Raw genomic sequence first — 23,094 nt, forward strand, 5'->3', positions numbered from 1 at the left:
CAATGAAAAATTTATTAAAAAAAATATTTAAAAAAGAACACGACCCTTTGTCTTCGGAAGAAAGAATGAAGCTTATTTCAGATTCTTCAAAGTTAGTTGGTCCAGGAGTTTTCTATTCGACATTAATTGTCATTGCCTCTTTCTTGCCTGTCTTTTTGTTAACAGGAATGGAAGGTAAATTATTTAGCCCTTTGGCATGGACCAAGTCCTTTATTCTAATAGTAGATGCGTTTTTAGCAATTACCTTAACCCCCGTTTTAATTAGTTATTTGCTAAAAGGAAAATTACGGCCAGAATCTAAAAACCCTATTAATAGAAAACTAGAAACACTGTATACGCCAGTTTTAATTTTTTGTTTAAAGTGGCGAAAAACAGTTTTGGCCGTCAATATTGTTGCTCTGCTAATTGGCGGATTGATGTTTACGCAATTGGGATCAGAGTTTATGCCGCCTTTAGATGAGGGATCGATTTTGTTTATGCCAGTCACTTTGCCAGATGTTTCTAATTCAGAAATCAAACGAATATTACAGGTTCAGGATAAATTGATAAAATCAATTCCAGAGGTGACACATGTTTTAGGAAAAGCCGGAAGAGCCAATACTGCTACAGATAATAGTCCGATTAGTATGATTGAAACTATTGTGCTACTAAAGCCTCATAATGAATGGCGAGCTGGCATCACAAAAAGTGAAATTATTACTGAAATTAATAATAAACTCCAAATTCCGGGTGTGACCAATGGATTTACACAACCTATTATTAATCGAATCAATATGCTTTCTACTGGTATCAGGACAGATGTGGGAATCAAAGTCTATGGTGCTAATCTGGATACAATTGATGCTTTGTCTCAAAAAATTAAACGAGCATTAGTAGGGACAGAAGGCGTTAAAGATTTGTTTGCGGAACCTATTACAGGCGGGAAGTACATTGATATTTCAGCCAAAAGAGAAGTGATTGGCCGTTATGGTCTCAGTGTTGACGATATTAATACTGTAGTCGAAGCGGCGATTGGAGGAATGACTTTGACAACTACAATTGAAGGGCGACAACGTTTTTCAGTCAATGCGCGTTACGCTCAAGAGTATAGAAGTAGTCTTAACGGATTAAAGAAATTGCAGATTCAAACAATGGATTTTGGTCCTATTCCGCTAGAAACCGTCGCTGATATTAAAATTTCGGACGGTCCTCCTATGATCAATAGCGAGAATGCTATGCTTAGAGGGAGCGTGCTATTTAATGTTAGGGATCGTGATTTAGGTAGTACCGTAAAAGAAGCGCAAGATAAATTGAATGCAATGATGACCAAAATGCCCAAAGGCTACTATGTAGAATGGAGTGGACAATGGGAAAACCAACTTCGGGCAAATAAAACCTTGAGTTTGATTTTACCGATTGTAATTTGTATCATTTTCTTGATTTTATACTTTACATACAATTCGATGAAAGAAGCAATGATAACCATGATTACTGTTCCGTTTGCATTGATTGGCGGCGTTTTTATGGTGTATTTCTACGGTATAAATTTATCAGTTGCCGTTGCAGTAGGTTTTATTGCTTTATTCGGGATGGCGATAGAAACAGCAATGTTGATGACTATTTATCTTAATGAAGCCATGATGAAGATGGTTGCGAAACACGGGAATACTGCTGAGACAATCAATGAAGATGTTATTAGAGAATATGTTATTGAAGGTTCTGCTAAGCGATTGCGTCCCAAATTAATGACTGTATTTGTTGCTCTTTTTGGATTAATTCCTATTCTATGGTCCACGGGAACAGGTGCAGATGTGATGATTCCTATTACCGTTCCGTTAATTGGTGGTACGATCACATCCATTATTTATGTATTATTAGTAACGCCAGTTGTTTTTGAAATGTCAAAATTACACGAGCTAAAAACAAAAGGCAAAATAGATCTTATCGATGCAAAACATTAAAAAATATATCCTTATAAGTTGTTTGATTTTGTCTTCTGCTTTTGCAAAAGCACAAACGATGTCATTAGAGCAGGTTTTGGAAATAATAAAAACAAACAATCCACAACTGAAAATGTATGATGCCGAAATTCAGAGTATGGATGCCTCCGCAAAAGGTGCTAGAAGTTGGTCTGCTCCACAGCTTAGTACGGGTTTGTTCATGACGCCTTATGCTACTAGTATGTGGAAAGCAGACGGCATGAATCCTGGAATGGGTGCCTATATGGTTGGAGTTACACAGATGATTCCGAATGCTTCCAAGCTAAAAGCCGATGCAGATTATGCAAATGCGTTGTCTTCGGTTGAGGTAGAAAATAAAAATTATACCATTAATGAATTGAATGCTTTGGCTAAAACCAATTATTACCAATGGGGAGTTTTAGATAAAAAAATAAAAATCGCCAACGAGAATTTATTGCTTTTAGAATACATGATTAAAAGTATCGAAATACGCTATAAATACAACAGTGATAAACTCGCAACTTATTACAAAGCAAAGTCACAATACAGCAGTTTACAAAGCGAAATAGTTACGTTGCAAAATGAGATTGCTCAAAGAAGGTTTCTGCTCAATACATTGATGGCAAGTGATAAAAACACTGTTTTCGAAATTGATTTAGAAGTAGATTTAAAAGATTTTAATGCTGCGCTGATTGATACAATCTTACTTTCTGAGAGCCGTAGCGATATAAAAGCTATTGAAAAAACAAAGGAGCTAAACGGACTAAAAATTGCGATCGAAAAGTCAAAAATGAAACCTGAATTTGGTGTTAAATACGATCATATGTTTGCTTTTGGTGACAGGCCACAACAATTTTCTTTGATGGGGATGGTTTCTATTCCGATGCCTTGGTCTACCAAATCTAATAAAGCAACCATCAATAGCATCCAGATAAAAAACGAAAGTTTAGAATGGCAAAAGCAAATGATTTTAAATGAAGCAACCGGAATGCTTTTGGGTTTGCAAAGGGCATTGGTCAACTTGCACAAACAATATGATATTAGTGATAAAAGCATCATTCCTGCTTTAAAAAGAAACTATGATACTGCAATTTTAGCTTGGCAAAATAATACAGGAGAATTATTCGTAGCCTTAGATTCTTGGGAAGCGTTGAATATGGCGCAACTGGATAAGTTAGATAAATTACAAGCTATTTTAAGCACACAAGTCGCAATAGAAAAACAATTAGAAACAAAATAATGAAAAATAAATATTTTAAATATAGTTTGTTGATTGTACTAATTGCGTTGGTTGGTTTTGGCGTGTATTATTTTGTTTCAAACTCAAATGAGCATAGAACTCACAGTCATAACGAAGAAATATATACCTGCTCGATGCACCCTCAAATTATAAAACATGAACCAGGGGAATGTCCTATTTGCGGAATGGATTTAATTCAGAAAGTTATTGAGGATCAGCCAGTAGATAGCAATGCTATTGCTGCTTTGTTACAGCCTGCCAATGGTTTTGTTGTTGGCGATTTTGAAACAACAACCGTCAAAGATACCGTTATCGCAAGTGCTATAAGTTTACCTGGAACGGTGACTTATAACCCAAATTCAAGTGTGAATGTCGCCGCGAGAATTAGTGGGAGAATCGAGAAAATGTATGTACATCGTAAATTTCAACGGGTTACAAAAGGACAAAAACTATTTGATTTGTACAGTCCTGAGTTGCAAACAGAACAGCAAAATTTTATTTATTTGATTGCAAATGATGCGCAAAACGCTACTATAATTAAGGCAGTAAAACAAAAATTGTTGCTTTACGGAATGAGTACTAGTCAAGTAAATGCTTTGGCTACAGCCAAAAAATTAAATCCAGTAGTTTCAATTTATAGTCCTGCAAACGGAATTGTAGATGGTACTGAAAATGGTGATTTGCAAAATCAAACCAGTCAACAAAACAGCACTACGGAAGTGTTGCGTTTAAAAGAAGGCGATTATGTAACTAAGGGTGCTGTAGTGTTTAAATTAGTAAATACTGATAGAGTTTGGGCTGTTTTTAATGTTATCCAAGGTTACAATAGTCTTGTAAAGATCAATCAGTCGATCCAGATTGAGTCAGAATTAGACGCTAATGAAGTGGTGAATGCAAAAGTGAATTTTGTGGAAACACAATTAGATCCAAAAGAAAAAACGAACCGAATTAGAGTGTATCTCGATAATGAAAAACTAAAATATCCTATTGGTTTACGTCTTGAAGGATCGATGGAGACCAACCCAAAAAAAGGGTTGTGGTTGCAAAAAGAATCATTGGTTAGTTTAGGAAATAAAAAAGTAATCTTTGTAAAAAAAGGCGAAGGTTTTCAGGCTACTAAAATAACGACGGGATTAGAGATAAATGGTTTTGTACAAGTGCTAGACGGAGTTGTAGTAGGAGATCGTTTAGCGCAAAACGCACAGTATTTAATTGATAGCGGAAGCTTTATAAAAACGAAATAACGATGAAAGAGCTACGTAAAATTGGTTTTTTAATAATTGGTTTTATATTCGTTTTGGGATGTAATTCTAAAAATGAAGAAAAACACGAAACCCATGAGTTCAAAGAAAGTATCTATTATACTTGTTCGATGGATCCTCAAATTAAAGAAGATAAGCCAGGGAAATGCCCTATTTGCCACATGGAATTAACACCTATGAAAAAAGACAATGGGGCTTATAATTCGATTTCGTTAAGTGACCAACAAATTAAATTGGGGAATATCAGCACAGCTTTAATTGGAACGTCACAACAAAGTCAACAAGGAAATTATACTGGAGTTTTGACGGTTAATCCAGAAGCAATAAAAAGTATTTCGGCAAGAGCAGTGGGGCGAATCGAAAAATTATATTTTAAAACCGAAGGTGATTTTATTCAAAAAGGACAAGCAGTTTATCAATTGTATAGTGAGCCGATAGCAATAGCGAAACAAGATTATGTTTCGGCTTATAGTCAACTCGCTATGCCGGGAGATTTTGGAAAAAATGCCAAAACGATGGTAGCGGCAGCCAAGCAAAAGCTTTTGTTTTACGGATTATCAAATACACAAATTGAGGCAGTTAAAAAAAGCAAAGAAGTGTCTCCGTACACCACTTTTTACAGCAGCTACAGCGGAACAATATCCGAAATCACGGCTACTGAAGGAAGTTATGTCATGGAAGGTGCTCCAATCATTAAAGTTGCTAACCTTAGTACTCTTTGGTTGGAAACCCAAGTAAATGTCAACTATGCCAAAAGTTTGCGATTGGGGCAAACGGCAACGATTTCATTTGTAGATTTTCCGTCCAAGTCGGTACAAGCGACAATTTCTTTTATCAATCCAGAGATTAATCCAGATACACGATTGCTATTGATTCAGTTAGAAGTAGCCAATCCAGGCTTGCTGTTAAAACCCGGAATGCAGGCAAATGTTCAAGTAACACAATCCAATCAAAAAGGGATTTTTGTTCCTATTGATGCTGTTGTTCGAGATGAAAAAGTTACTTTTATATGGGTCGAAAAAAGTCATGGTGTTTTTGAAAACTTAAAGGTAACTACAGGATTGGAGTCTAATGGCATGATCGAAATTACATCAACAATAGATACCAATAAAAAGATTGTTATTACCGGTGTTTATGCTGTTAATAGCGAATACGAATTCCGAAAAGGAAAAGATCCTATGGCGGGAATGAAAATGTAGCTTGGTATTTATAGTGATTTTCGATTTCAATATTTTCTTAAATAATAAAGTTTAAATGAAATTATATATAAAAAATATGGTTTGCGGTCGTTGTGAGGCCGCTGTAAAGACAGTCTTAGAAAAAATGGAGCTTCCTGTTGTTTCGATAGATTTAGGTGAAGTAATCCTTTCTCGGGAATTAATCAGCGAAGAAAAACAATCGTTAGCAGTGGCTCTTAAGGAACTTGGTTTTGAATTGTTAGAAGATAAAACTAGTAAAACTATTGAGAAAATAAAAAATCTCATCATTGATTTAGTGCACTATGAAAATGAAAAATTAAAAGTTAATTTCTCTGAGTTTTTAGCAAATGAGTTACACCAAGATTACAGTGCATTGAGTAAGCTTTTTTCAGAAGTGGAAGGCGTTACTATCGAACATTATTTTATAGCTCAAAAAATCGAAAAAGCCAAAGAGTTGTTGGTCTATGACGAACTGAGTTTAAGCCAAATTGCATTGCAGTTAAACTACAGCAATGTGGCTCATTTGAGTAATCAATTTAAGAAAGTCACGGGAATGACTCCAACTTATTTTAAAAAGATAAAAGAAAAAAATCGCAAACAAATTGACGCTTTATAAATGATACAAATCTCTTCCTGAATTGTGTAATGACTAAACAGAATTTCATTCGGATATTTGTAGTATAATTTTTAATAGAGAAACATGGTACATACATATACAATTACGGGAATGTCTTGTGACGGTTGTCGTAAAAAAGTAGAAAAAACGCTGAATACCATTGAAGGAGTAAAAGCTGAAGTTAGTTTGTCTCCTGGTCAAGCAGTAATTACAATGCAAAAACCAATTCAATTAGCACAGTTTCAGGAAGTATTGAAAGGAGCGGGGAACTATACCATTTCAGTCTACAATCCAAATGATGTTAAATTACAAGTCGTTGAGGTAAAAGAAAATGTGCCTAATGTTGCCGAGGGGAAATATTATTGTCCAATGTTTTGTGAAGGCGATATGGTCCACGATAATCCAGGTGATTGCTCGGTTTGTGGAATGGATTTAGTTCAAGAAGCGGTTGTTAATCAAAAAGTACAATATACTTGTCCGATGCATCCTGAAATCATCAAAGACGGTCCTGGGGATTGTCCTATTTGCGGAATGGATTTAGTACCAATGGAACCAGACGAAAGCGATGACAATAAAACCTACAATGAGTTATGGCGTAAAATGAAAATAGCACTATTTTTCACCTTGCCTATTTTTATCATTGCCATGTCAGATATGATTCCGAATAATCCTTTGATGAAAGTCATGAGCATGGAAAGTTGGAATTGGGTTCAATTTGCCTTATCGCTTCCCGTAGTATTTTATGCCTGTAGTATGTTTTTTGTACGTGCCTATAAATCGGTTTTAACGTGGAATCTAAATATGTTTACCCTGATCGGAATTGGTTCTGGTGTAGCCTTTTTATTTAGTGTTTTCGGATTGTTTTTTCCATCGCTGTTTCCAGCAGAATTTAAAACGGAAACGGGCAGCGTTCATTTGTATTTTGAAGCAGCTACAGTTATTTTGACTTTAGTACTATTAGGGCAATTGCTGGAAGCAAAAGCACATAGTAAAACTAGTGGAGCAATAAAAGAATTATTAAAATTAGCGCCTACACAAGCTACATTAGTGGTTGATGGCGTAGACAAAGTGATTTCGATTCATGATATTAAAAAAGGCGATTTATTACGCGTTAAGCCCGGAGATAAAATTCCGGTAGATGGAAAAATTACTCAGGGCGAAAGCACGATTGATGAATCGATGATTTCGGGAGAGCCTATTCCAGTTGATAAAGCGGTTGATGATGAGGTGATCTCTGGAACAATCAACGGAACAAAATCGTTTGTAATGGTGGCAGAAAAAGTAGGTTCAGAAACCTTGCTAGCTCAAATTGTACAAATGGTTACTGATGCAAGTCGTTCTAGAGCGCCTATCCAAAAACTAGCGGATAGCATCGCGAAGTACTTTGTGCCTATCGTTGTTAGTGTTGCTATTGTTACCTTTTTTGTTTGGGCAATTTATGGTCCAGAACCGGCATTAGTGTACGGTTTTATCAATGCCATTGCGGTGTTGATTATTGCTTGTCCTTGTGCTTTGGGATTAGCGACTCCCATGTCTGTTATGGTAGGAGTTGGTAAAGGAGCGCAGTCAGGTGTTTTGATAAAAAATGCCGAAGCCTTAGAGGTAATGAACAAAGTAAATGTATTGATTACAGATAAAACAGGAACAATTACAGAAGGGAAACCTTCAGTAGAAAAAGTGGTGGCTGTACATAATAATGAGCAGGATTTGCTCCAATTGATTGCTTCACTAAATCAATATAGCGAACACCCTTTGGCGCAAGCCGTAGTCAATTTTGCGAAAGCGAAAAATAGCAGCTTAACCGAAGTTAACGATTTTGATTCCGTAACAGGAAAAGGAGTGGTAGGAACTGTAGCGGGTAAAAAAGTGGCATTAGGAAATAAAAAACTAATGGAACACGTAAAAGCGACTATCGCTAATGATTTAGAAAACACCGTTATTGCAGAGCAAAAGTTGGGAAAAACTGTCTCTTATATTGCAGTTGACGCAGTTGCAGTAGGTTTCGTAGCCATTACAGATGCTATTAAAACCACCAGTGCAAACGCTATTAAAGAGTTAATGTCTCAAGGTGTTGAGGTGATTATGTTAACGGGTGATAATGAAAATACGGCTAAGGCTGTGGCCGATGAACTGCATTTGACTTCGTTTATAGCTGGTTGTTTGCCACAGGATAAACTCAACGAAATTAAACGTTTGCAAGCCGAAGATAAAATTGTAGCGATGGCAGGTGACGGAATTAACGATGCACCAGCTTTGGCTCAAGCCAATGTAGGAATAGCAATGGGAACGGGAACAGATGCGGCAATTGAAAGCGCCAAAATCACCTTGGTAAAAGGAGATTTACAAGGAATTGTAAAAGCTAAAAAACTAAGTCATGCCGTGATGAAAAACATCAATCAAAATTTGTTTTTCGCGTTCTTTTATAACGTAATCGGAATCCCAATTGCGGCAGGAGTGTTGTATCCTTTCTTCGGATTGTTGCTTTCGCCAATGATTGCTGCTTTGGCCATGAGTTTTAGTTCGGTTTCTGTGATTGCAAATGCACTTAGATTGCGAAATTTAAAATTGTAGAATGTATTAAAATAGAGTTGCTTGAACTATTCAAATGATCTTCTTTTTTTGTTATTCAAAAATGGAAGGAAAAGATGTTTATGGAGAGGAAATCTTAGTTTTAGGAGTGATAACAACACTATTTATAAAACAGTTTAATTGTCAATTCGAGCGGAGTAGAGAATCGCTATTTTAATTTGCTTGTGCTCGATGTGACTGGTATTAGTTTATGCTATATTATATTAGGTTGGTGCATAACTAGTGATTTTCTAGAATCATCAGTTTGCTTTAGTAGCTTATATCTTAAAATAAATAGTTATGATTAAAATTTTTTAATTTTTGTTAATTGCGGTAAGTGCTAGTTATGAATTAATTATAAATTGTGTAGAACAAAAATGTAAATTAATTACAATGGATTTACGATTAGTCTTTGCACATCTCGAAAAAAGTGGTATTTTTGCACCCGCAACAGAAAATTAAGGCCCGTTCGTCTATCGGTTAGGACGCATGGTTTTCATCCATGTAAGAGCGGTTCGATTCCGCTACGGGCTACAATATTCCAAATGCTATTATTCAGATTTATTATTTGAATTTTGCCTATTAGAAATACAAAGTAAGCCTCGAAAACTAATCCTTTTCGAGGCTTTTTTTTTGGTTTGTGTTGGTGATCCTTTTTTGTAGATTTGAAAAAAATAAAGTCATTATGCTTCAACTTTCAGAAATCTGGATTTATCCCGTTAAATCACTAAGCGGAATCAGTTTAAAACAGTCTAATGTTACTCATCGTGGTTTAGAACATGATCGCCGCTGGATGTTAGTTGATGAGCAAGGGGTTTTCATATCTCAAAGAGAGAATCCTGAATTAGCACTTTTTAAAACTGAAATATTTGAAGGTTCTCTAGTGATTAGTTACAAAGAAGACCTATTTGATATAATAAAAGTTCCGCTAGAGTATTCGCCTAAAGTTGTTAAGGAAAATCTAGAAACAGTTATTTGGGAGGATACTGTTGATGCTTTTGAGGTGGGTGATGAATTTTCAGCTTGGTTTTCTAAAATTTTAAAACGTGTAGTTCGTTTGGTTTATATGCCAGAAGATAGTAATAGAAAAGTGGATCCTGATTATGCGGTCACAACGGGCGATATTACTTCTTTTTCGGATGGTTTTCCTTTTTTAATTATTGGTCAATCTTCTCTAGATGATTTGAATTCTCGTTTGAAAGAAACGGTTTCTATGAAACGATTTCGCCCTAATTTTGTATTCAATGGTGGAAAAGCATACGAAGAAGAAACTTGGAGAAATTTCACGATTGGCAACCTCTCTTTTTATGGCGTAAAGCCTTGTGGAAGATGTGTAGTGGTTACAATAGACCCCAAAAAAGGAATTTTAGCAGGAAAAGAACCTTTGCGTACTTTGTCTAAATATAAAAATGTTGGGAATAGTGTGATTTTTGGACAAAATTTAATTGTCCAAAAAGAAGGAAGTGTTGCTATTAGTGATGTTCTAACAATTATATGAAAAATCTTAAAAATTAATGATAAAAGAGTCATAATTTACTGATTTTTTTTGCGTTGTATTTAATGAATTTTAAATGGTAGGTCTTGATTTTGTGATTTATGCTATAAAAGCAATAAATTTGATAAGGAAAGGATCCTATTTTGATTAATTTATTAAATACCATAGTTATGAAAAAAAAATACCACCTAAAAAAGGTAATAAACGTATGTTTATTTGCAGGTGCTTTGATTCTTAGTTCGTCTGTTTTAAAAGCCCAAAATTATTGTAGTTCAACGCCTGTTGCTGTTCATGGTAACTTGAGTGTAAAAGGAACTAAGATTGTTGATAAGAATAATAAGCCAGTAAGCTTTGCTGGAAATAGTTATTTTTGGTCGAATACTGGTTGGGGAGCAGAGAAGTACTACAATGCTGATGTTGTGAAATTTTTAAATGACAATTGGGGCACAACAATAATTCGTGCAGCAATGGGCGTTGAAGATTCAGGAGGGTATATCAGTAACCCTACTGAAAATAAAAACAGAGTCAAAACAGTTGTAAATGCTGCAATTGCTGAGGGGATGTATGTAATTATTGATTGGCATTCTCATCATGCCGAAGACAATCAAGCGGCAGCAATTGCCTTTTTTAAAGAGATGGCGCAAACGTATGGTAACAATCCAAATGTTATTTACGAAATATACAATGAGCCGTTGCAGGTGTCTTGGTCTAATACGATCAAACCTTATGCAGAAGCTGTTATCGCCGAAATTAGGAAAATAGACCCTGATAATTTAATCATTGTAGGGACACCAACGTGGTCACAAGATGTTGATGTTGCGGCAAATGATCCCATTACTAGTTCAACAAATATTGCTTATACCTTGCATTTTTATGCCGCAACGCATAAAGAAAGTCTAAGGCAAAAAGCGCAAACGGCACTAAATAAAGGTATTGCTCTTATGGTAACTGAATGGGGAACTGTAGAGGCGAGCGGAAATGGAAATGTAGATGTTGCGTCTACAGATGCTTGGATGTCTTTTCTAGCGACGAATGACATATCACATGCAAACTGGTCTATTACAGATAAAAGTGAGGGTGCGTCACTTGTAAATCCTGGAGCAAGTGCAACAGGAGGTTGGTCGGCAAGTAACTTGACCGCTTCAGGAGCAAAGGTAAAAAGTATTATTCAAAACTGGAAACAGTATTGTACTGCTGGTACTACGCCAACAAATGCAGTACCTACGGTTGTATTAACAAGTCCTTTAAATAATACTAGTTTAGTTTCAGGAACTGCTGTACAGCTAAAAGCTACAGCTAGTGATAGTGATGGAACAGTAAGTCAGGTTGAGTTTTTTGTTAATGGTACCAGCATTGGTAAAGACATCTCAAGTCCTTACGCAATTAACTGGACTCCTACTACAGGTTCGTATACTTTAACTGCAAAAGCTACTGATAATGCTGGCTCAAGTACAACTTCAACAGCAATTGTAGTAACAGCAAATGTTACAGGAGCTGCTAATAATATTATAATTAGAGCCAAAGGGGTTGTTGGTGATGAAACAATGGATATTGTAGTAGGTGGTGTAGTTCTAGGAACTTTTAAATTAACTACTAATTATGCTGATTATGCTGTTTACGGTTCAGGAACAGTAAGAGCTGCTTTTACAAATGATCAAGGAACTAGGGATGTACAAGTAGATTATGCTAAAATTGATGGTATTACTTATCAAGCAGAAAATCAAACTATAAATACTGGAGTATGGCAAAATAGTACTTGTGGTGGTTCTAAAAGCGAATGGTTAAACTGTTCAGGATATATTGAGTTTGCAACTACTGTAGTTACACCAATAAATCAGGCTCCTACAGTTTCGATTACTAGCCCTATTAATAATAGTAGTGTAGTTACGGGAAGTGCTATTCAAATTAATGCTTTAGCTAGTGATAGTGATGGAACAATAAGTCAGGTTGAGTTTTTTGTTAATGGTGTTAGTATAGGTAAGGACACTTCTAGTCCGTATACCATTAGTTGGTCACCTTCAGCTGGGGCTTATAGCTTGACAGCAAAGGCTACCGATAACGCTGCTGTAAGTAAAACGTCTTCAGTTATTGCAATGACTATAACTGCAGTATCTGGTGGAGGAACTACGGGTAATTGCACTAGTTTACCTACTTGGACTGCATCAGCTGTGTTTGCAACTGCAGGGATGCAAGTCGTTTACAATGGTAAAATTTATAAAAATAATTGGTACTCTAGCAATCAAAATCCGGAGACTAATTCAGGTCAATGGCAAGCTTGGTCATTGGTTGGGGCTTGTAGTAGTACACAAAAAGTTGCTGCAAATGCAAAAACAGCAATAAACACAGAAGAAGATAGCGGAGTAAAATTGTTTCCCAATCCTTCAAGTGATAGGGTTCAGTTGAATACAGGTGATACCGATGATTTTTCTAAGGTATCTGTTTTTGATGCGCAGGGAAGGTTAATGTTTGAAAAAGAAATTAGATCAAAAGAAGTTGTCGAACTTTCAATTAGTAATTATTTAGATGGAATTTATTTGGTTAAATTGTCAGGTAAAAGGAATGCAACTAAGATTTTAGTGAAAGAAACTAAATAAGCAATGGAATTAGAATAGATATTAAAGCGACCAATTTGGTCGCTTTTTTTTTGATTAATGGATGCTGGTAAATAAAATGGTACAAATTAAAAACTTCAAGTGCTGTTTTAATTTATTGAAATCAGGTTGTTGTTTCACCTATTCTCTTAAGTGTATTAAATCCCCTGCTTGTTATTAATCGAGCGACTAAGGTAGAAATGGTAACCACTAAAGATTAAATGTTCTAAAATCAAGTTGTGGATTTGGACTTATGTTACTGTTTTATTCCTGTAGATTATGATAATCCATCCACGACTTCAATCGGGCTACATACATCAATTTAAGATAATTTTCGGTCAGAAATACATTCGACCAATCAAATCGTTTTGATTACACGCCGAGGTAAAAAATATAAAACCACGCTGCAGTTTTAGGTATTAGTTTAATCAAAAAAAGGGTCTAATATCAATTAAGATATTAGACCCTTTTTGGTATTATTTATTCAATTAGTTGTAGAAAATAACTTTTGAAGAAGTAAGTTTTCCACCAGTGTAACTTTTAACTTCTGTAGGGAAACTTGAATCATCATAAGTATATTCAAAAGTTGATTGTGTAGTTACAGGAGTACCAATAACGTTGTCAGTTTTAACAACAACTGTTGTGTTTAAAGTAACTGGGTTGTTTTTTGCTTTAACAATATTTGCTGGCATACCAGTAACATTTACCATATAATTTGTTTTTGTATCGTAAATGTAATTTATTGTACTAACATTGTCATTTTTATCATCAATAACAGTTGTAGTTACACTCTTTACTAAGTTGTTAGAGTCATAAGTGTTTACTGTTGTTGTATTGCTTACAGTTGGAACTCCATTAGGATATGATGTAGTTTGAGTTGTTTGCGTTTTAGCGGCCTCATCGTAAGTATATAATACTGAAGAAGTTTTTGTAGGAACTGCAGCTGCAGAAACTGAATATGTAGTAGTCGATTTCACATCACCTTTTTCAAAAACATAGACAGTATATGATTGAGTAATATCATTTACTTTATTTTCTATTTTACTTAATTCATTTGAATTATAAGTATAGACAGATTTGTTTGAATTAGATGAAGATGTTGTTGCTATTTTAGTACCGTCATAAGTGTAGTTTACTAAAGAAATAGTACCATCTGGCTCTGTTGTCGTTACTTCTGATTTCGCTAATTTAGATCCACCACCATTACTGCTCCCACCATCATTATCATCAGAGCTACAAGACGCTAAAGATGCAACCGTTACTGCGAATAAGAAAACTAATTTTTTCATGTTTAAATTTTAATGTTTGTTTATATTTTGCAAATGTATGTAAATTTTATATTACAAGCAATAGTATAATATAGATAATTTTGATAATTTTTTTCTGATATAAATTAAAATAGTAAAATTATAAGTGTAATTATAATTCGATTATTTATAAATTAAAGAAATGTTTTTTTTATTAATATAATTTTTTAAATTTTATTTTTTCTTTTGTGGGTCAGTGTTTTAAAGGGTTTGTGTATTTTGAAAGTTATAAAAATAAGTGTTTTATAACTGTATTTTTTTTCGTTTATGGTGGTAGCTTATTTTAAAGTATAAAATTAAACGAGATAATATTTTGTTTTTAAATTTTGTTTTTTTTTATACTGTATAAAAGTGAGTTTTAAGCTCTTTTTTGAGTATTAAAAAGTATTATTTATTGCAATAATATCCTAGAGAATTTGTGATATACTTGAGACTGATTAAAAAATGTCTTAAAAATATTTAGCTTTAATATTTTGTTTTATTCCTGTATTTTAAAATTTAAATCGAGACTAATCTTTATCTCTGTAGGGTATTAAAAAAATAATTAATATTTGGATGTTTTTAACAAAGGACATTAATTAAATTAGGTTATTTTTACTACTAAATTTTATACTACTACTACTACTACTACTACTATTTAAGCTTTGATGTCTTTAAACTTGGCTCGAATAAAATTTAAAAAAAAACATAAAAAGACAGTTTTAATAGATTTAGGATTCGTTGAAATGTAGAAGTCATTATTTTTAATATTGTAAAAGAAAACGAGGTGGGTATTTCCAATTTAGTTTTTAATTGCAATGAATATAAAAATTTATTGAAATCTTGATTAGCTAGTAATAGCTACAAACAGGATATTGAAGATGAGTTTACTCATTTTGGGATCGCAATAAAAAAAAATTCCCTCTCAGGTAAGAAGTATTATACCAATATTTTTGTCAAAATATAGTTTTTGTATTAGTAATTAAGAGACTGTTATCTCCTTCAAAACAGTCTCTTTTTTTTATTTAATTATTCTGATATTCCATCCACGATTTCAATCGGGATACGTACATTAATTTTAAATAGTTTTCAGTTAGAAATACATTCGACCAATCAAATCGTTGGGATTGAATTCCGAGGTAAAAAATCCAAATTGCCGCTGCAGCTTGAGGAATAAATTTTATTTCTTCATTAGATAAAGTGCTTATGCTTTGATAGCCTTTTAAAAACGCCTCTTTTTTACTTTCGTATTCAGTTTTGTCGTTTTCAATATGAAACAATTGTTTGCAAAAATAAGCTACATCTAATATTAATGGGCCGTTGCCACAAAAGTCAAAATCAAATAAGGTAATTTGGTTATCCTCAGTGATACTCATATTGTCGTACCAAATATCCAAATGAACAATTCCTGTAGAAACCTTGGAATAATCAATACTTCCAAAAGTTGCTGCTATTTTAGTGCTAACAGCCTTCAAATATTGCATTTCTGGATTCTCTGCCGGAAAATGTTGTAGCGCTTGCTCATAAGGTTTTTTTAATAAACTTTCAGAATTATACGTAATTCGGTTGCAGCTTTTGTCTACTGTAGTTTGATGTATTTGTGCCATCAGAACACCAATTTTAAAGCAAGTAGCTTCATCCATAAACCTCATTTTTCCGCCTTCGGCAAAAGAGAAAAGCACAGCATAGCGCAACCCTTCAGGAGCGTTTATCTCCTGAATATATTGGTTATTACGATCAACAATAGGATATGAAATACTGTTGCCGTTATGTTTTAAAAGTAGAAGTAAGTCAATTTCGGCTTCAATTTTTTTTTTAGTACGCCAGTTGTAGCAATACACTCGCAGCACATATTTTAGTTGCTTGTCGGTTATAAAATACGTGTGATTGATTCCGGTTCTAAACAATTGACAAGTTGCATTGGGACTCAAATTGTATTTTTCGATAACAAATTCTCTAAGGGCAGTTGCTGAGAGTGTGGTGCTGGTAACTGGAAAATGACTCATATTTTCATTTTAGATGGAACACAAAGGTATTATTTCGTTACTTATTTATACTCTTGTGGCTGCTAAATCAATCTTTTTTGTCTTGTTGTTCGGTTTGATGTTGTTTTTGGTGCGGCAAGCTGTCGCCTACATTCATTCCAGACGCCATTCCAATCATAAAAGCGGTTAGGACTACCATAATTTTTCTTTTTACCCAAAGAATAGGGTGCGTAGATTGCTCTAAACGCGATTTGTTTTTCTGTTTATACATGATGTAATTTGTAAATGATGTAACATTTGATAGCATCGTTATGCCATAAAAAGCATAAACACTTAGAAAATTTTCTAAGCGATGTATAAACTAGAGAGTGCGTTACGAGAATTAAGGGTCTCGTTTAAAAACAGGTTTTGGGCAATAGAAGAAGTGATTTTTTGAAACAGTTGGGTTCTGGTTTTTAAGATATCCAGAACATTTAAGCTGTAGCTAATTGCAAATTGAAGGTAGGTAATCGGAATCGAAAATACCGATTGTACCGCTAGGATTTGCTTGAAATAGATTGTTTTTGAGCGAGCTGTTTTTGCATCGCTACTGACAATTGCATTTGAAAATTGATAATACTCAACCGAATTAATAGGAGAAACCAAAGCACCATCGTTTACCATCAAGCCAAAAGCAAGAAAGAGCGCAATAAGATATTTTAGTTGTTTGATCAATTGATGGTTCTAAAGTTAGAGCGAAGATAAGTGTTTTTTTTAATATCATTTGTTTTTTTGGCGTAAAGCCAATAATCCAAAAATAGGACCAATTGCCAAACAAGAGAAAATCAAACTACTGTTAGTCAACAATTGTAACGAACTAACTAATTGGATGCTAACTATTGTTATGGCAAAGCCAATACTGTTGACTAAGGTAAGCGCTGTGCCTTTTACTTCGGGGGGTGCGTTTTGTGCTACTAGTGTAGAAAGCAAGGGTGAATCGGCTACTACGGCCATGCCCCAAAATAGTAGGAAAGCAATAAATAGTGTAGCTGATGGTTGGTTGAATAGTAATGGCGAAATAAGGCAGCAAATACAAGACAGTAATAAAGCAATGGTCGCTATTTTTTTGGTTCCAAAGTTTTCTGATAAATAACCACTAAGCACACAAGCGAGTCCGCCAATACCAATGATAATAAAAGATAGAATAGGAATATTGAATTGTGCTTCGGGATGTAGGTTGGAGTAAGCGGTAAGCATCAATGGCGTAAAAGCCCAAAAAGTATACAGTTCCCACATGTGACCAAAGTAGCCATAAGCGGCAATGCGTAAATTTTTATTTTCGAAAATTCCAAAGAAGGCTTTGATGTTGACTCCTTGACTTGGTTTTCTAAAAGGACCGTCAGGAACTAAAAATGCCATCATCAATCCACCCAAAATAGCGAGTCCAGCAGTGCAAAGAATAGCAAGTTCCCAAGGCAATCCAGAAGTCATTCCTTTTAGGAAATGAGGAAAAGCAGTTCCTAAAACGAGTGCGCCAACTAAAAACCCTAGTGATTTCCCTAGCCCTTTTTCAAAATAATCAGCGGCAATTTTCATGCCTACAGGATAGATTCCGGCAAGGAAAAAACCGGTTAAAAACCGAATACTTAACATGCTTGCTAGATTATTGCCATCCCATAAAATTCCAAGGTTGCATGCAGCGCCAAGTAAAGCGCTGATTAAAAACACTTTTGAAGGCGAAAACCGATCGGCTATCGCTAATAATGCAAAAACTAATGTTCCTAGGATGAAGCCAAATTGTACTGCCGAGGTCAAGTAGCTTACAATACTGGGGTTGAGGTTGAAGTGCAATACTAAGTCGGTCATTACAGCATTGCTAGCAAACCAAAGCGAGGTGCAGCAAAACTGCGCAATAACAATTATAGGAAGGATATTTTTTGAAGGTTTCATTTACTTATATTTTACAGCCTTTTAAAGTAGGAAAGCAAAATTAAAGTTTTATTTACGATTGAGCCTTTTATTTAATATTCTTTTGGCTTTATGGTTTTGCGGGAATATGTCTAGCTTAAAAAAAATCATTGCGAGGAACGAAGTGATCAAGGATGAAAAGTCACAATTTATGAAAGGAAATTTCACGATTTAGAAATAAGTTACCCTCTTTAATTGGATAAATAGTGCAGAAAAATGAAATATTGTACATACATTTGTACAAAATATAGTAATTATGGTAGTCACAAATATTTCAGATTTTAGAAAAGATATTAAATCGTACTTTGATAGAGTGTCAATCAACTTTGAAACGCTAATTATCAACCGCGGAAAAGATTCAGGAATCGTTGTTATTTCATTGGAAGAATACAATTCCTTAATGGCAACAAATTATGAATTGTCCAGCAGAGCGAATGAGAGTAGATTAGATTCGGCAATTGAAAAATTAAAGAATGGAAAGTCGTTTTCTAAAGACCTAATTGAGGACTAAAATGAAATATGTATTTGTTGACGAGTCTTGGGAAGATTATTTGTACTGGCAAAAAATAGACAAGAAGAAAGTTAAAAAAATAAATGAACTGCTGAAAGATATTTCAAGAAACCCTTTTGAGGGAATAGGGAAACCGGAAGCGCTAAAACACAAATATGCTGGATTTTGGTCTAGAAGAATTGATGATGAACATCGGTTAATTTGTCGATTTATAGATGATGAGATCCAAATTTTGAAATGCAGACATCATTACGATTAATAGTTCTTAAAGTGATATTAGTTTGTGGCTATTGCTAGTTTTAAATCGTATTTTCGGTTAGTCAAAAAAAAACTAGAAGTCCGCAATAGCCACAAGCTCGAGAATGCTATCCCCAAAAACAACTGTACTCATCTTTCTCGATTAACCGAATAAAGTCTAATAAATGCTTTACGATTGGTTGCGGTTTATAGGCATGCCATTTTAAATCGGATTTTTGCCAAAATACTTTCCATTGGTCGTCTTTTTGAACATAAGTGGCTTTGGCAATATCGTTTTCAACTTTCTTTTTGGGGTCCATCCAATCAGGTCTAATTTCGAAGATGAACACACTTTGTTTATCAATTCGGTATCCAATGTCAATTTGAGACCTCATTTCTTCCTCTGGTCGAATGTAAGATAAATAATTTTCAATTTCTTCTATCTCGATGCTGGCTATTTCGTATTTCATTACGTATGTATTTTATCAGTTTGAGTAGCTCCCGCCTTCTGATTGTGTAATTATTGCTAGGAACATGAGCTATCTCAGTTGCTAAATAATATGAGGTTACTTTCTTATGTCTTGTTTTAGCGGGACGAGCGAGATGCTTACGCTAGCAGTTTAAATCTGCAAAAGCATAACATTAATCCATTATGTCTAATTCTCTACTTATAATGAAACGATTTAAATAATTGGATAAATTGTCAAGATCTTGATATATTGAAAATTCATTAACTCCATATTGTTCAAGGTTTCGTAACATCGCTTTTTTAGCTGTTCCTTTAATTCGAAGCTTTATAAAAGTATTTTCATTTAAAATTTTTTCTAAACTCAATTGTGGTTTATTAGATATTGTGAATACACCTCTTTGGTTTATAACGCGAGCGGAGAGACCTTTAGGGTAAAATACCCCGGAAACAATAATTTTGCTATCAAAAGGTTTGATTTCTTTTGTTTTTAATACTTTGTTTTTAAAATCCATAATGAATACGGAAGCATCGCTTTTTTGGTTTAAATCAAAAGTTGCGAAATAAAGTGCGACTAATGGGTTTTTAGTCCAATCTAAAAGTCTTGTTGCTAAACCATGATGTTGTCCTAGAGTCAATTCATCCCATTCATCAACCGGATTACTATTTAAAAGATGGCCAGAGTATCTCAGCCAAGATCTAATAATATCTTCTTCCTTAAAGTAGGATGGGACGTTTTTAGAAAATTCAGGTCTACCGATTTTAGGAATTAGCTCCCAATCAAAATCTTGCTGACCTCTAAATACATAATTAGCTGATGAATGTTTCTCAATTACATTGTGAAATTCAATAAAATTTTTAATGTCTATAATTTTCATTGTATAGGACTCTCTTTTTAAGAAGTAAATATTTGTTTTTCAACTATAAATTAGTTGTGAGCACGAAACGTTATATGACTTACCCTTTCTCAAATATAAAAGTTATTCTTGTAAAATGTTTTTTTTATTTCTGTTATTTTGAAACAATCGAATTTAGTAAAGTTATTGTTCGGAGTTGTAAAAAAAATATTATGGCGCAGGCAACGCGTGAAGGATGGCAGTGGAGCTCTTTATTGTTTTATCCCGTAGGGTAAAGCAATAAAAGCGGGAACGTACAGCCTGACCTGACGGCCCCGATGGTAATCGAGGGACGGAAGGGCACGCCCAAAATCAAACAAAATACCCTTTGGTTTTGAGGTTTGAATTGGTTGAAACTCCATAGTTAAGGTTCGGGATTAAAAAGCTTGGTTGGCTTGGAAAAATTTTATAATTTTGCCCACCGAATTTATAATGTAAATTAAAGAAGAAGATGGATATCAAAAGAGTAGCAATAGACGCTGTAAATGAAACAATTGTAATGACAGTTGTGAACATGGATTATAAAGGTCAAGTAGCAAAAAGAATAAATGAAAAAATGCCTTTGGCAACTGTAAAAGGTTTTAGAAAAGGACAAGTTCCTAAAGATCTTGTTGCTAAACAATACGGTCGTGGGATTAAAGAAGAAGAAGTAAAAAAGGTTGTTGATTTGGCTTTAGAGCGTTTCATTCAATCAGAAAGATTAAACCTTCTTGGGACTCCGCTTCCTAAAGTAAACGAAAACTTTGATTGGGATGCTGAAGAATTAACTTTTGAGTACGAAATAGGATTAGTTCCTGACTTTACATTAGACTTAGAGGCTAAAAACGATATCGTGAAATATGTTGTTACTGCTGATGATAAATTAATTGACGGTCAAGTAGAACGTATCCAAAAACAATTTGGTACTGCAATTCCACAAGAAGCTGTTACTGCAGACTCAGATATCACTGGAACTTTTACAAACGAAGAAAAAGGAATTAATAACGCAACTACAATCAATGCTGAACTTTTTAAAGATGAAGCAACTTTTAAACTTTTTATAGGTAAAAAAGTAGGTGATGTTGTGACTGTAAATACGAAAGGTTTATTTAATGACGACCACCAATTGATGGACGTTATGAAAGTAGAGCATGATGATGTTCATGGTTTAGAGGTTGATGTAAACTTCACTATCGAAGCTATCAATACAGCTGAATTGGCTGAATTGAACCAAGAATTGTTTGACAAATTGTTCGGAGCAGGAACTGTAGCTTCTCTTGACGAATTGAAAGCAAAAATCAAAGAAGATGCAGAAAACCAATTTGCAACTCAAGCAGACCAAAAATTATTAGGTGATGTAACTGAGTTTTTAATTGAAAGCACCAAATTTGACTTACCAGCTGAATTCCTTAAAAAATGGTTGCAAACTGTAGGAGAGAAAAAATTATCTCCTGAGGAAGCTGAAGTTGAATATGCACGTTCTGAAAAAGGATTGCGTTTTCAATTGATCGAAGGTAGAGCTATGGCTCAGTCTGACATCAAAATCACTTTTGAAGACTTAAAAACATTTACTACAAAAAATATCCGTCAGCAAATGGCACAATTCGGACAAACAAATCCTACGGACGAAGAAGTTCAAGGAATTGTTGCAAGAGTTTTGTCTAACCAAGACGAAGTAAAAAGACTTTCTGACCAAGTAGTTGCAGAGAAATTATTGGAATTGTTTAAAGAAAAAGCAAACCCAACTACTAAAGAAGTTACTTACGACGAATTTATCGCTGCCTCTTACGGAGAATAAATTGTAGTCTGTATGGTCATAAAATGAAACGTCAAATGCCTGAATAGGGTAGCGATTGTTGAAATTTTATGATTTGCTTACAGAGTCAAAATAATAAAAATTAAGTATATTTGAGCGTCAGAAGAATTATTTCTTTGGCGCTCTTTTATTTTTTTACTAATTTAGGAGCTAATCCAGCCATCCGTTACAAGTTTTTTCTTCCGTTTCTGTTTTTTTATTCTTGCAAGAGCTTCCTGCGGTCGCTTTGCAAGAATAAAAAAACTAAAAAACGGAATTCAAAAAGCTTTTCACTGCTGTCTGGGCTAAAAAATAAGACATATTGACACGATCTGCAATTAGGAACGACCTTTGCAGTAGGAATAATATAATAAGATACAAAATACAACTTAGAACACATACACATGAACTACGGTAAAGAATTTAAAAAGTTTGCTACAAAGCACCAAGGAGTTAATGCCATGTATTACGATAAAATCGTTGCGGCAATGAACCCTACCAATATGACTCCTTATATTATCGAAGAACGCCAGTTGAATATTTCTCAGCTTGATGTTTTTTCTAGATTAATGATGGATAGAATTATCTTTCTTGGAACAGGAATCGATGATCAAATTGCAAACATCGTTCAAGCACAATTGTTGTTCTTAGAAAGTGCAGATGCTTCTAAGGATATCCAAATATACTTAAACTCTCCAGGAGGAAGCGTTTATGCAGGTCTTGGGATTTATGACACGATGCAGTACATCAAGCCTGATGTGGCTACAATTTGTACTGGTATGGCAGCATCAATGGGTGCGGTATTGTTATGCGCAGGTGCCGAAGGAAAACGTTCAGCATTGCCACACTCAAGAGTAATGATTCACCAACCATCTGGAGGAGCACAAGGTGTGGCTACCGATATGGAAATCAACTTGAGAGAAATGTTGAAATTAAAAGACGAATTATACAACATCATCTCACACCATTCTGGACAAACATTTGATAAAGTACATGCTGATAGTGAGCGTGATTACTGGATGAAAGCAGATGAGGCTAAGGAATACGGAATGATTGATGAGGTTTTAAGAAGAGGATAATT

At 34.5% G+C, this 23,094-nt stretch carries 19 protein-coding genes and 1 tRNA gene; 13 read left to right on the top strand and 7 right to left on the bottom strand.

Translation table 11 applies throughout. From position 1 onward, the window contains the following. The first annotated feature begins 2 nt into the window (after positions 1-2). From ACVEGE_RS09950 to ACVEGE_RS09990, 9 genes are all read left to right on the top strand, one after another. Complete coding sequence (locus ACVEGE_RS09950; protein ID WP_192500574.1) at positions 3-1,940, top strand: efflux RND transporter permease subunit; 1,938 nt, start codon at positions 3-5, stop codon at positions 1,938-1,940. Beyond that, positions 1,927-3,180 carry a TolC family protein gene (locus ACVEGE_RS09955; RefSeq protein ID WP_192500575.1) on the top strand — a complete coding sequence of 418 codons (1,254 nt, stop codon included), beginning with the start codon at positions 1,927-1,929 and terminating at the stop codon, positions 3,178-3,180. Before ACVEGE_RS09950 ends, ACVEGE_RS09955 begins: the two co-directional genes overlap by 14 nt. Next, positions 3,180-4,424, top strand: coding sequence for an efflux RND transporter periplasmic adaptor subunit (locus ACVEGE_RS09960; RefSeq protein WP_225738094.1), 1,245 nt, complete (start codon positions 3,180-3,182; stop codon positions 4,422-4,424). Before ACVEGE_RS09955 ends, ACVEGE_RS09960 begins: the two co-directional genes overlap by 1 nt. Positions 4,425-4,426: 2 nt before the next feature. Next, the gene (locus ACVEGE_RS09965; RefSeq protein ID WP_192500576.1) at positions 4,427-5,641 is read left to right on the top strand and encodes an efflux RND transporter periplasmic adaptor subunit; all 1,215 of its coding nucleotides are present in this window, start codon (positions 4,427-4,429) and stop codon (positions 5,639-5,641) included. A gap of 55 nt (positions 5,642-5,696) precedes the next feature. After that, a complete protein-coding gene (locus tag ACVEGE_RS09970; protein WP_192500577.1) occupies positions 5,697-6,257 on the top strand; it encodes an AraC family transcriptional regulator in 561 nt (186 codons plus the stop codon). 84 nt (positions 6,258-6,341) lie between these two features. Beyond that, on the top strand, positions 6,342-8,828 hold the full coding sequence (locus ACVEGE_RS09975; protein ID WP_192500578.1) for a heavy metal translocating P-type ATPase: 2,487 nt from the start codon (positions 6,342-6,344) through the stop codon (positions 8,826-8,828). 459 nt (positions 8,829-9,287) lie between these two features. Then, positions 9,288-9,359: transfer RNA gene (locus ACVEGE_RS09980), tRNA-Glu, on the top strand. Between the two features lie 151 nt (positions 9,360-9,510). Beyond that, positions 9,511-10,323 (top strand): MOSC domain-containing protein, encoded by an 813-nt coding sequence (locus ACVEGE_RS09985; RefSeq protein ID WP_192500579.1) that lies wholly within the window; start codon positions 9,511-9,513, stop codon positions 10,321-10,323. A 167-nt stretch (positions 10,324-10,490) separates the two neighbouring features. After that, positions 10,491-12,914, top strand: a complete 2,424-nt coding sequence (locus ACVEGE_RS09990) for a cellulase family glycosylhydrolase (protein WP_458008535.1) — start codon at positions 10,491-10,493, stop codon at positions 12,912-12,914. A 485-nt stretch (positions 12,915-13,399) separates the two neighbouring features. Here ACVEGE_RS09990 and ACVEGE_RS09995 read toward each other — a convergent pair whose 3' ends face one another. The 5 genes from ACVEGE_RS09995 to ACVEGE_RS10015 all read right to left on the bottom strand — a co-directional run bounded on the left by ACVEGE_RS09995 (position 13,400) and on the right by ACVEGE_RS10015 (position 18,111). After that, complete coding sequence (locus tag ACVEGE_RS09995) at positions 13,400-14,200, bottom strand: hypothetical protein (RefSeq protein WP_192500580.1); 801 nt, start codon at positions 14,198-14,200, stop codon at positions 13,400-13,402. A 1,022-nt stretch (positions 14,201-15,222) separates the two neighbouring features. Continuing rightward, the gene (locus ACVEGE_RS10000) at positions 15,223-16,203 is read right to left on the bottom strand and encodes a phosphotransferase (protein WP_192501363.1); all 981 of its coding nucleotides are present in this window, start codon (positions 16,201-16,203) and stop codon (positions 15,223-15,225) included. A gap of 67 nt (positions 16,204-16,270) precedes the next feature. Beyond that, positions 16,271-16,453: a hypothetical protein gene (locus ACVEGE_RS10005; protein WP_173850501.1), complete on the bottom strand. Its 183-nt coding sequence runs from the start codon at positions 16,451-16,453 to the stop codon at positions 16,271-16,273. Positions 16,454-16,527: 74 nt separating this feature from the next. Next, positions 16,528-16,896: a hypothetical protein gene (locus ACVEGE_RS10010; protein ID WP_192501364.1), complete on the bottom strand. Its 369-nt coding sequence runs from the start codon at positions 16,894-16,896 to the stop codon at positions 16,528-16,530. Positions 16,897-16,941: 45 nt separating this feature from the next. Beyond that, a complete protein-coding gene (locus ACVEGE_RS10015) occupies positions 16,942-18,111 on the bottom strand; it encodes an MFS transporter (protein ID WP_192501365.1) in 1,170 nt (389 codons plus the stop codon). A gap of 274 nt (positions 18,112-18,385) precedes the next feature. Between ACVEGE_RS10015 and ACVEGE_RS10020 the strand changes: the two genes are divergently transcribed. Both ACVEGE_RS10020 and ACVEGE_RS10025 read left to right on the top strand, forming a co-directional pair. Next, positions 18,386-18,640, top strand: coding sequence for a type II toxin-antitoxin system Phd/YefM family antitoxin (locus ACVEGE_RS10020; protein WP_192501366.1), 255 nt, complete (start codon positions 18,386-18,388; stop codon positions 18,638-18,640). Position 18,641: 1 nt separating this feature from the next. Then, positions 18,642-18,899: a Txe/YoeB family addiction module toxin gene (locus tag ACVEGE_RS10025; protein ID WP_173854921.1), complete on the top strand. Its 258-nt coding sequence runs from the start codon at positions 18,642-18,644 to the stop codon at positions 18,897-18,899. Between the two features lie 106 nt (positions 18,900-19,005). On the opposite strand, the gene ACVEGE_RS10030 is transcribed toward ACVEGE_RS10025, so the two are convergent. Beyond that, positions 19,006-19,347 carry a DUF3024 domain-containing protein gene (locus ACVEGE_RS10030; RefSeq protein WP_173854922.1) on the bottom strand — a complete coding sequence of 114 codons (342 nt, stop codon included), beginning with the start codon at positions 19,345-19,347 and terminating at the stop codon, positions 19,006-19,008. A gap of 172 nt (positions 19,348-19,519) precedes the next feature. Beyond that, positions 19,520-20,221 (bottom strand): FRG domain-containing protein, encoded by a 702-nt coding sequence (locus ACVEGE_RS10035; protein ID WP_192501367.1) that lies wholly within the window; start codon positions 20,219-20,221, stop codon positions 19,520-19,522. 469 nt (positions 20,222-20,690) lie between these two features. Here ACVEGE_RS10035 and ACVEGE_RS10040 point away from each other — a divergent pair, with 469 nt between their 5' ends. Next, positions 20,691-22,016: a trigger factor gene (locus ACVEGE_RS10040; protein ID WP_192501368.1), complete on the top strand. Its 1,326-nt coding sequence runs from the start codon at positions 20,691-20,693 to the stop codon at positions 22,014-22,016. Between the two features lie 401 nt (positions 22,017-22,417). Beyond that, positions 22,418-23,092 (top strand): ATP-dependent Clp endopeptidase proteolytic subunit ClpP, encoded by a 675-nt coding sequence (clpP, locus tag ACVEGE_RS10045; RefSeq protein WP_026707631.1) that lies wholly within the window; start codon positions 22,418-22,420, stop codon positions 23,090-23,092. Positions 23,093-23,094: the final 2 nt, after the last annotated feature.

The organism is Flavobacterium sp. PL002 (genome assembly GCF_054165825.1).